This is a genomic window from Wolbachia endosymbiont of Drosophila nikananu (assembly GCF_028981865.1).
GTDB lineage: Bacteria > Pseudomonadota > Alphaproteobacteria > Rickettsiales > Anaplasmataceae > Wolbachia > Wolbachia pipientis_B.
In genome coordinates this window covers 31,336-42,521 of the sequence record NZ_JAPQLL010000070.1, presented here as the reverse complement: position 1 = coordinate 42,521, position 11,186 = coordinate 31,336, and the positions used below count along the sequence as shown (strand labels likewise).

Annotated in this window: 6 protein-coding genes; 2 read left to right on the top strand and 4 right to left on the bottom strand. The window is 36.3% G+C overall.

All coding sequences use genetic code 11. The features are described from left to right. Positions 1-495: 495 nt before the first annotated feature. Positions 496-2,106: a hypothetical protein gene (locus OZD67_RS05410; protein ID WP_259346649.1), complete on the bottom strand. Its 1,611-nt coding sequence runs from the start codon at positions 2,104-2,106 to the stop codon at positions 496-498. Between the two features lie 138 nt (positions 2,107-2,244). On the opposite strand from OZD67_RS05410, the gene OZD67_RS05405 reads away from it, so the two are divergent. Then, the gene (locus OZD67_RS05405) at positions 2,245-3,600 is read left to right on the top strand and encodes a phosphomannomutase/phosphoglucomutase (RefSeq protein WP_182183404.1); all 1,356 of its coding nucleotides are present in this window, start codon (positions 2,245-2,247) and stop codon (positions 3,598-3,600) included. Between the two features lie 106 nt (positions 3,601-3,706). Here the strand turns inward: OZD67_RS05405 and OZD67_RS05400 are convergent, their stop codons facing one another. Beyond that, on the bottom strand, positions 3,707-4,558 hold the full coding sequence (locus OZD67_RS05400) for an Rpn family recombination-promoting nuclease/putative transposase (protein WP_182183402.1): 852 nt from the start codon (positions 4,556-4,558) through the stop codon (positions 3,707-3,709). 210 nt (positions 4,559-4,768) lie between these two features. Between OZD67_RS05400 and ppdK the strand changes: the two genes are divergently transcribed. Then, positions 4,769-7,450, top strand: a complete 2,682-nt coding sequence (ppdK, locus tag OZD67_RS05395; protein ID WP_182184077.1) for a pyruvate, phosphate dikinase — start codon at positions 4,769-4,771, stop codon at positions 7,448-7,450. A 721-nt stretch (positions 7,451-8,171) separates the two neighbouring features. Here ppdK and OZD67_RS05390 read toward each other — a convergent pair. Together OZD67_RS05390 and OZD67_RS05385 are read right to left on the bottom strand one after the other, a co-directional pair. Then, on the bottom strand, positions 8,172-9,467 hold the full coding sequence (locus OZD67_RS05390; protein ID WP_182183401.1) for a Na+/H+ antiporter NhaC family protein: 1,296 nt from the start codon (positions 9,465-9,467) through the stop codon (positions 8,172-8,174). A 114-nt stretch (positions 9,468-9,581) separates the two neighbouring features. Beyond that, positions 9,582-10,928, bottom strand: a complete 1,347-nt coding sequence (locus tag OZD67_RS05385; protein WP_182184072.1) for an IS110 family RNA-guided transposase — start codon at positions 10,926-10,928, stop codon at positions 9,582-9,584. Positions 10,929-11,186: the final 258 nt, after the last annotated feature.

Here is an 11,186-nt window from a genome sequence, read left to right as displayed (position 1 = left end):
CCTTTTTTTTCGTTTGGTAAATTTCTTAAATATTTATAGCTAAACGACAACCGTCATCCCGCTGCTTGTTAGCGGGATCTCTTGTTAGCGGCTGAGATACCGCGAATGAATCGCGGTATGACGGTTCGTGGCGGTATATTCGTCATCCCGCTACTTGTTAGCGGGATCTCTTGTTAGCGGCTGAGATACCGCGAATGAACCGCGGTATGACGTAGGGCTACAGGTGTCATTCCAGTGCTTGGCACTGGAATCCAGCCTTTATTATGCAGCCACTTGGTTGAAATTACGTCTTCTGGATCCCAGTGTCAAGCACTGGGATGACAGGAAGAGAAGGCTACTTGGATGACACCTTGACGATTTGAAGAATCATCATACCGCTGCTTGTTAGCGGCTAAGAGATACCGCGAATGAATCGCGGTATGACGGTTCGTGGCGGATGACGGTTCGCGGTGGTATGACGTCTTAGCTATAGTTAACAATAGAAGCAAAAACTCATCATTTTGAAAGAGGAGGAGATTTTTCCGAAACCTCAGCAGAGATTAATTTTGGATCTGATAATTCTGTATTTACCTTGATTGGCTCTAATGGAGTTTCCTGCTCTTCCGGTTTATCGTCTGGAATTGGAACAGGCCAATCCATAATGTTTTGCGGTATAACTTCTGCTTCTTTAGCTTCTTTTTGACCTGTTGAAGATGATGCATCAACTCCTGCATTTTTAGTAACTTCTTGTTTTAGCTGTTTATTTTCTTCTTGTAATTGCTTTAAATTTTTCTTTAACTCGTCAATCTCTCTTATTTTTTGTTTTAATTGTTCAGATATAGTTAGTTTGTCTCTAGTCAAATTTTTGTTTTCTTGTCTTAACCCACTAGCTATTCTGCTTGAGTTGTTGTTTACAGCTTGTATGCCTTGGTCTTGCTGCTGCATGCTTGTTCCTCTACTTTCATATTCAACTTCAGTTTGAGTTGCCTGACCTTTTTCCTGCTGTAATATGTTCTGCAGTTGCTCTAGACTCTCTTTGACAGACTTCAGCTCTTCTTGTAATATGTCTTCCTTTTCTTTATAACTCTCTTCAAGTTCCGCAAGTGTGGATTTTAAGGAGTTACGTTCTAATCTTAGATCCTCAAGCTGTTTTGCCTGCGCTGCAAAATATTTAGCAAATGTTTCTTTTTCTTCCTCTAATTCCTCAATTTCATTTATAATTTTGTCTACTTTATCTTCTAATCCTTCTTGTTCATACTCTTCTTCATCACTAGACATATCATCCTCAAATATTTCATCTTCATCACTAAATTCACTAACACTAGACAAAGAACTTCTACGCGAAGAAGGTGCACTGCTACTTAGTATAGGCAATTGCGATGATGGGCCTTGTGTGTTGTCGACACTTTGGCCCATGTCAGTAAAAGCTTTGTACAGAGTTTTTCCATTGATAAAAACTTCTTTATTCTGCTCAACTAATTTTAATATTTTATCTTTTGTCTCCTCTGGTGTGAACTTTAAATCACCAAACTTTGGCTCACCAATAACACTCTGTATACCACCAGAATCCAATTTTACAGTCATGCTACAATCTATGCTGTTACCTTCAGAATCTTTAGCCTGCCAGTTAATGGTCATTTCACATGAGCTTGAACCAGTAAAATCATAGTGCCTTTCGCTGCCTTTTTTGGTCGCAGTTATTTGACTATCTTCCCCTAAAGATATGTTATAAACCTTACCTTCTCTGCTGGCTCTTAAAATATTGCTAATTTCTATTGGTTTTTCTTCATTTTCAAATCTAATTTTGAAGTCATTATCTTTTGTTGAATACGCTAAGAAATTTCGACCAGGCAGAGACGACTTAAGTTCTTTATGCGTTGTGTTTATTGATTGCTCAAATTTTTGGAAATCTGTCTTCCACTTTGAGCTCATTTGTTCCTTAATGTCTTTATCTTGTAGTAAAGGACCAATAAAGTACCAGATTAAGTTTTTTTTCTCTAATTGTTTTATAGTCTCCTGAAAGCTGCTGCAGGATTCAATCACATCTAAAATATCCTTTTTCTGCTGTTCATCTACATTTAAACTTTGACTCTCAGCTATAAATACATTTTCGTTCTCCTTTGGCATAATTTTATATTTATTAGAGAATATATTTAAATATTAATAATTTTAATTTAAAAATTAATTAATTGTATGGTAAATAAAGAAGAAACTTGAGCACTTGTCCATTATGTTATATAGTAGTTACTCCTTAAGCAGTGCAGTATGGACAATACCATTATAAGAAAATACGATATTAGAGGTATAGTAGGCAAAGATTTGCAGATTAATGATGGGTACGAGATAGGTAGAAAGTTTGGCCAAACCGTAGCTAGTGTTTGTGTCGGCTACGACAGCAGAATAGATTCACCAGGTATAGAAAGAGAATTAATTAGGGGCTTAACTTTATCTGGAGCAAATGTTATACGCGTTGGACTATGCTCTTCACCTATGCTCTACGCTGCAACACAAATCACACAGGCAGATCTTGGTATCATAATAACCGCCTCTCATAACCCCAGCGGATATAATGGCTTTAAATTTTTTAGTAATAAAAAAGTCTTCTCAGATCAAGAAACAAAGGAAATTATAAGCAATCCAATTAAAGACAGTACAAGAATTGGAAGCTTAATTAACATAAATATATATAGTGAGTGCATTCGCGTATTAAAAAGTACAGTGAAGAATAATACTACACAGAAATTAAAAATAGCCTGGGATTGTGGAAATAGTCCAGCAAGTGGAATTATAAGGTGTATTGAAAAGATCTTGCCTGGTCATACGCATATCGTAACCAATAACTCTATAGATGGGGCATTTCCACTGCATGATCCAGATCCCATAGAGGAAAAAAATCTCGCTCAATTAATTGACATTGTGAAAGAATATGGATGTGATCTTGGCATTGCGCTAGATGGCGATAGCGATAGGGTGCGCTTAATTGATAATAAAGGCGACGTTGTTTCCAATGATCATTTGTTTATAATTTTTGCACGTGAAGTGTTGAAGGAGTATCCAGGAAGCAAAGTTATTGCCAACGTAAAAATGAGTATGAAAGTGCATGATTTTGTTAGTAAGTTAGGAGGGCAAGTTATTACCTGCGCTACTGGACATTCACTAGTTAAGAAAAAGATGGTAGAGGAAGGGGCAAAGTTTGCCGGTGAATTAAGCGGGCATTTTTTCTTTTCTGAGCTGGGTTTTGATGATGGGCTGTATTCTGCTGTTAAAGCCGTTGATATCTTACTTAAGGAAAACCAAAGCCTATCTCAGATGATTAAGGATTTACCAAAGTTATATATCACCCATGAAGTGAAGATTGTAGTTAAAGATGAGAAAAAATTTCAAATAATTGAATCAATAAAGAAAACACTAGAGCAACAAAATATTGTATTTTCAGATCTTGATGGTGTTAAGGTAACCGATAATAAAGGTTGGTGGCTTCTTAGGGTATCAAATACGCAAAACTGCATTACAGCAAGATGCGAAGGAGAGACTTTAGAAGGTTTTGAACTTACTAAAAAGGTTTTGTTCCATTACATTGATGAAGCAAGGTCTTTAAATTGTAGCTGCTCACAGAAATAAATTTGATTTATAAAATTGGCATGAAAGTATAAAGATAAATAGGCTAAATGTACTTATCATCTGGTCAGGCTGCAGCATTATTTCGTGTAACCGTTTGCGGGTCCACTTAATTCTGCAATTCTTTGATCTCACTCATGGAGAGGCCAGTAAACTTAACAATAGTGGTGACATCAACATTATTAGCTAGCATTGTTTTTGCAACTTCAATTTTTCCTTCCTTTTTAGCATCATCAAGTTTTTGTTCAAGAACAGCCCGTTCATCACGAATACGTTTTATTTCCTGTTCGTAGGCAATAAATTCTTTCTCTGACCAGTTGAATCTATTTAGTTCTTCATATGCCTTTTTAATTATTACATCACTACCTATTATCTTTTCCAATTCTTCTTCGCTAGTTTCATCTGCATATTTAAAATAATAGATCCATTTTTCAACTATACTCTCCAATTGGTCTTCTTTAGTTTTAGGAAATTTTGGTAACTCAATAAATGTAAAATAAAAATCTTTTAAATCATGTTCATAGCTATCTTTGTCTAACATTACATGATCTGACTTATACTCAGATTTATTAGGAAAGAGAATACAATCAGCAATAGCTATAAAAATGATTTCTTTAAGATCCTGATATTGATCACCTTTATCAGCTTGCCTTGAATAAGCTTTAGCAGCGTAATATTGAGCGCGTTTTTCAAAGCCTTTAGTTTTGGCAACTTGCATTTCGACTATTACTTGCACCCCATTTTCATCCCTGCAAAGAACATCAACGATACTTTGTTTTTTAGAGGCAATTTCAGCATCTTGAATAGTGCTGAGGAATTCTATTTCTTTTATTTCATCTTTGCCAGTGAACCCCAAAATATCATTGAGAAAGCGAATGAGGATGTCTTTATTTTTTTCAGTACCAAAAATACGCCGGAACGCAACATCATTCTTGGGGTCGAGAAATTTAGAAAGAGCCATAAAAAAATTTTTAAATGTATCTTTATATTATATATTCTTATTGATAATAATTCAATAATTTGTCATCTTTTTTGTTAACTTTACTGATGTTGCCAGAAGAAACATTGTTGCCAAATTGTGTAAAATTTATTATCCTAAGGTTTCAAGTTCTCACAGGTTTATTGGAACTATGTGTACAATGTGTTTATCAGTGAAAATCCGGAGAAAATGATGGAGGAAAAGTTAATACATTACTTCAGCCAGAACAAGTGTGAAGGCAATGCAGAAATGAAAAATCTGCTGGGAGGAAAGGGGGCAAATTTAGCAGAAATGTGCAATGTTGGCATTCCGGTTCCACCTGGTTTCACAATTTCCACCTCTGTTTGTCAGGCCTACTGTCAGGATAATGAATTGTCTAATGACCTATGTAACGAGATTAAAAACTACATGGCGATGCTCGAAAATGACATCGGTTGTAAATTCGGGGATTTAAATAACCCCTTATTAGTTTCAATACGCTCTGGTAGTGTTAGTTCAATGCCGGGCATGCTTGATACTATTTTAAATGTTGGTTTAAATGATGAAACAGTTATTGGGCTTGCAAAAAAAAGTGGAGAACGTTTTGCCTATGATAGCTACTGCCGTTTCATCATGATGTACTCCAATGTTGTACTACAGCTTGACCATCACCTATTTCAAGATGTTGTTGATAATAAGCAGCAAAAGAGTGGAGCAAAAAGCTTAGCTGATCTTGATGTTGATGTTTTAAAGAGAATTGTTAACAATTTCAAAAGGATAGTATATGAAAAAACTGAGAAACATTTTTCGCAGAACGTTGAAGAGCAATTGTTAAACTCAGTTAATGCAGTATTTACCTCTTGGAAAAATGATAGGGCTGTTTCCTATAGAAGAATACATAACATTCCTGAAAACCTTGGAACAGCGGTCAACGTGCAAGCAATGGTTTTTGGTAATCTGAATAATAATTCTGCAACTGGTGTGATATTTACACGAAATCCTTCAACTGGAGAAAAAAAGCTTTTCGGTGAGTTTTTGGTTAATGCTCAGGGTGAGGATGTGGTTTCTGGTGTTTATACTCCTATGCCAATTGACGGAGAGCAAGAAAACACCATGGAGAAGTTGCTGCCAAGTGTCTACCTGGAATTATGCGCAGTATGTGAAAAACTTGAAAGTCATTATAAAGACATGCAGGATATTGAATTTACTGTGCAGGACGGTAAGTTATGGATTTTGCAGACTAGGTCTGGCAAGCGCACGGCTGAAGCTGCTATTCGCATAATAGTTGATATGGTAAACGAAGGAACGATTACAAAAGAAGAAGGAATATTGAGAATTGATCCAAAAACTTTTGACAATTTATTGCATCCAGTTCTTGACGCCAAGAGTGACCAAAAAGTAATAGGGAAGGGACTACCTGCTTCTCCAGGGGTTACTTCTGGATATGTAGTGTTTAGTGCAAGTGATGCTGAAAAAACTGCAGAGCAGGGTAAAAAAGTGATTTTAGTAAGGTCAGAAACGAGTTCTGAAGATATTAATGGAATGAATGCTGCAAGTGGCATAGTAACAGCACGGGGAGGGATGACCTCGCATGCTGCTGTTGTAACCCGTGGAATGGGTAAGCCATGCATTTGCAGTGTAAGTGGACTTTATATCGATAAAGATGGAACTTTCTTTTCTGTAGGGGATACAAAAGTAAAGAAAGGTGAACCAATTACTATCAACGGAGGAACAGGGGAGGTTATGCTTGGCATTCTTCCTACAATTTCACCTGAATTATCGCAAGAATTCAAAACAATAATTAACTGGATAGATGAAATCAAAACGATCAAAGTGAGAGCAAACGCTGACACCCCAAAAGATGCAAAAATTGCGAAAGAATTCGGTGCAGAAGGTATAGGCTTGTGTCGCACAGAACATATGTTTTTTGCTAGCGATAGAATCGAATTCATTCAAAGGTTGATAATAGCTGACGATGAAAATGAAAGGGCAAATGCGCTCATTAAACTGGAAGAAATGCAAAAGTCTGATTTCAAAGAAATATTTTCTATTATGGAGGACAGGGAAGTCACTATACGGTTGCTTGATCCACCCTTACATGAATTTTTACCCAATAATCAGTCTACTATAGAAAAAATTGCTAAATCGCTCAATAAGTCAGTTGAATCAGTAAAAAATAAAATAGCACAGTTATCAGAAAAGAACCCAATGCTTGGCCATCGAGGTTGTAGACTTGCCATTTCTCATCCTGAAATATATAGCATGCAGATTAGGGCAATACTTAGTGCTGCAAATGAGCTAAAAAAGGAAAAAAGTGTAGAAATCAAGCCTGAGATCATGATCCCTTTTATAATGAATGAGAAAGAATTTATTCTGATATGCGAGCTAGCAAAGAAAGAATCCTCTGTCATCTCAGCTGAGATCCAGATGCAGATTCCAGCGTCGCGCGCTGGAATGACATCAGACAAGGCTTATTCAATTGGAACGATGATAGAACTACCAAGAGCAGCACTGATTGCTGATAAGTTAGCAAAACATGCAGAGTTTTTTAGTTTTGGCACTAATGATTTAACGCAAACAACCATGGGACTTTCAAGAGATGATTCAGTTAATTTCCTCGATTCTTATAAGGAAAGCAATATATTTGACAATGATCCATTTGAAGTGCTGGACACCGAAGGGGTAGGGGAGTTAATCAAGATAGCCATTGAAAGAGGTAAAAAAACCCGAGAAGGAATAAAGCTGGGTATATGTGGAGAGCATGGAGCAGATCCAAAATCTATAGAGTTTCTCATCAAGTCAGGGGTGGATTATGTTTCATGCTCACCCTATAGAGTACCGGTTGCAAAGTTAGTGGCAGCACAGTTTAGCATAAAATCTAAGTTTGTTGGGTAAGTGAGAAATATAGCGATAATATAACCACTGGTGACTTTCCTCACTTAGACAACTGTGTCAAGCACTGACTACTTAACCGTCATACCGCCGCGGTATCTCTAGATCCCGCTAACAAGTAGCGGGATGACGAATTGCTTAACCGTCATTCCGCCGCAGACCGTCATACCGCCACGAACCGTCATACCGCGATTCATTCGCGGTATCTCATCCGCTAACAAGAGATCCCGCTGCGGGATGACGGTTATCGTTTAGCTATAAATATTAAGAAATTTACCAAATAAAAAAAAGGCAAAAGAAACCCTAGTCATTGTTTATTTTCTGTATTGGCGTTTTTTTATGTTTTTAACACTTAGTAACCGCGACTCAGCTGCATTTAAACTGCAACTAACCTTTAGCTATAAACATTAAAAAATTTACTAAACAGAAAAAAAGGCAAAAGAAACCCTAGGGTAGCTAGTTATTCACTATCCATTTTTTAAGTTGGCGTTTTTTTATGTTTTAAACGCTTTATAAGCGCGTTTCAGCTTATGTAGGTAGAAATTTTATAAAGACATAAGGTGCACATAGTGCAAAAAATTAAACATGAGACGCCAGATACGTGAGTTTTTTTGTCATTTAATCTGTACAGAGAAGATAAATAAATAGCTTCACCTCCATGATAAGGGGGCTGGCGAAGCTTGTCAAGTAATTCCGTTTCTTATGGGTAAAAAAAAGAGAAACTCTAAGTTGCAGCCGCACAATGTTTCTCTTTTCTGCTGTTGATGATTATTTCGCCTATTGTAACTGCTGCTAAAATAAAGCAATAATGTACTTTTGTTAATAAAGAAACAGGTGATACAGAAGCTATACTTCCTGCTAGCAATAGTTGGGAACCATAAGGTAAGATGCCTTTTGTAGCACAAGCAAAAACATCTAATAAGTATGCACTGCGGTATGGTACAATATTGTGTTTCTGTGCGAGTCTTTTTGCAATGCCACCACTTAGTAAAATAGCAATTGTATTATTGGCAACTAAGGTAGTAAACATAGACGCAATTCCTGCTATCACAAATTCAGCTTTAGTTTTTGTGATATTGCTTTCATCGATGAGTTTATGCAACGCTTTTTGACCTTGTTTGTACATTATATGGCTCAAACCACCAATAAATAGCGCAAACATCACTATTTCGTTTACTTTTTTGAAACCGTCATACACGTCATGAGGGAATTGAATGATAGCATAGTCAAAAAAAGCTATTCCTAGTACACCAGCAATAATTATGTTTACAGTTATTGTTACTAAAGTGGTGACTTCAAGCAGCCCCATGATTATTAAAGAAATATAAGGAATAATTTTTATTATAGAATAATAATCTAAATTTGATATAGAAATAATTTTTGTACTACTTGAAATCACTGCCAGATAGGTGAGTGTTGTAATACCTGCAGTAAATGCAACCTTAGAGTTTATTTTAAGTTTATCTTTTGCTGAAGCTCCTTGTGAAGAAACAGATGCAATGGTGGTATCAGATATCATCGAAAGGTTGTCACCAAATACAGCACCACCTACTACAGTTGCAGTTCCTATTTCAAGACCAAAAGCTCCACTTTTTGCCAGATTAACAGCTATAGGCACCATCAGCGCAACAACTCCTATAGATGTGCCAATTGCAGTTGAAATAAAAGCAGAAGCCAAAAATACTCCAGGCAGCAGTAATCTTGCTGGAAGGAAATTAAGAATTAAATTAGCAACAGTGTCTGCGCTACCAATTGATTGAGTAACCGCAGAAAATGCTCCAGAAAATAGAAAAATTAAACACATAGTAAGGGTGCTTTTGTCACCCATGCCCTCGATAACAGTATCGATGTTATGCTGAATTTTATTTGTACCACGTGAGACAGCAAAAAATAGTGCTGGTAATAAGCAGATTACTGGTGAAACCTGATGAAGTGGATTATCAGTTCCGATAAAAGAAAAATAAGCACCACTTCCAAGGTACAAGATTAAAAAAATAATCAAAGGGACAAAAGCCATCATTTTACTGTATCTCAAACTTATAACTATAACTAATTAAGTGGTTTTAAGCAAGTTTGGTTTTCACTAGTTTTGCAGGAAGTTGACAGCGGAGTTTTAAACTTCATATTTAATCTTCTAAGAAACTTCCTTAACTAGCTCCTCTTGTTGCACTAAAGTATAGCCAAATTCTCGTGCCTTTTTGATCAAATTTTTTACAGCTCTCTCCTTATATCGTGTTTCATAGTATTCCATTCCTTTTTCTACATATTCTTGTCCGTATTTGAGCATACTATAAAATATGCATGCTATTTTTCTTGCAGTAGCTGTTATTGCTTTTGGTGCTCCTAATCGTTTTTTTAATCTCCTGTAGTATGCACCCAATGAACTTTTACTATTTCCTACAGAATTAGCAGCCATTCGAAATGCATTCGCAGCACGATTAATGACTTTACGCGTTCTTGTGCTAAACACTTTTTCTCCTGTAATTTTATTGGCAGGGCTGAGTCCTAACCACGATGAAAAGTGTTTTTCTGTTGACCATTTATTATGGTTTATACCAGTTTCTGAAATTATAGTCTGTATACTTAGTATATCAAGCCCTGGAACTTTAGTAAAATCCATACCAGTTATTCGGTGCAGTTCCTCGTGCAAAGCAAAGTCAGGCTTACTTTTTCTGTGCTTATTCTTTTCCTTACTCAACTGTTTACTTTCGTTAGATTTTGTTTCAAACGTTTTGTAATAGACCTCAATATTTCTATCACATTCTGCTATTTTTTCTTGATAAATATTATATAGTTCAAATTCTTGCTTTAGCGTGAATACATGTTCCTCTCTATAATCGCCAGCTAACGCTTTTGCTATAGTAGACTGATCATTTTTTATTCGTGCATCCCTGAATTGAGCCAATTTCCCAGAATCTCTTTCGCCTTTAATTATAGCCTTGATAATTTTCATACCAGTTACTCCTGTTATATCTCTTATAACTCTATGCAGTTGTATATTCATTTGAATTAATGCCTTCTGCATACGCAGAACATGTGTAGATGCACTTTCAGTGAGGTTCTTACGTTGTCGCACGTAACTACGCAATACACATATCTGGCTATCTGGCCTAAATGACCCTTGGAGTAATCCATAACTATGTAGTTGTTGTAACCACTGACAGTCCTGAACATCTGACTTTCTCCCAGGTACATTTTTTACATGTCGCGCATTTACCAACTTAACTTCAAAACCGTAAGATTCCAGTATTTGAAACAAAGGAATCCAATATACACCAGTTGATTCCATCGCTACGGTTGTAACTTTACACTTTTTTAACCACCTTGCTAAATTATGAAGGTCTTCAGTGAAGCAGCCAAATTTTTGAACACGTTGCTCATCTCTTCTCTCGGGTATACATACATAATGTACAGCCGAACCAACATCTATCCCTGCTGCATCAGGATTCATTACCTCTAATTTACTTTTTGTCATTGTAATTGACCTCCTATAACTTATAATGAAGAAGTATTTAAGCTTGGGACGGTTAGATTATACAATCTTCTAATCGAGGTAGTCGTAATAGACTCCATCAGTGGTTTAACCGTTCCTCCAAAACCATGCTCCCAAACGGGCACTCTAGCACCATTGAGCGTCCGGTTATAACTGCAAAAATACTTCTTAATAAATTATATTTAAAAATTGTTATAGCACTGGATAAAATAGTTTCTTTCAGGTTTAACAAGATTTTTCCTTGTT

Bases quoted from the DNA above. Each gene is read 5' to 3' on its own strand.
- OZD67_RS05410 (WP_259346649.1), bottom strand. From the start codon at position 2,106: ATGCCAAAGGAGAACGAAAATGTATTTATAGCTGAGAGTCAAAGTTTA.
- OZD67_RS05405 (WP_182183404.1), top strand. From the start codon at position 2,245: ATGGACAATACCATTATAAGAAAATACGATATTAGAGGTATAGTAGGC.
- OZD67_RS05400 (WP_182183402.1), bottom strand. From the start codon at position 4,558: ATGGCTCTTTCTAAATTTCTCGACCCCAAGAATGATGTTGCGTTCCGG.
- ppdK (WP_182184077.1), top strand. From the start codon at position 4,769: ATGGAGGAAAAGTTAATACATTACTTCAGCCAGAACAAGTGTGAAGGC.
- OZD67_RS05390 (WP_182183401.1), bottom strand. From the start codon at position 9,467: ATGATGGCTTTTGTCCCTTTGATTATTTTTTTAATCTTGTACCTTGGA.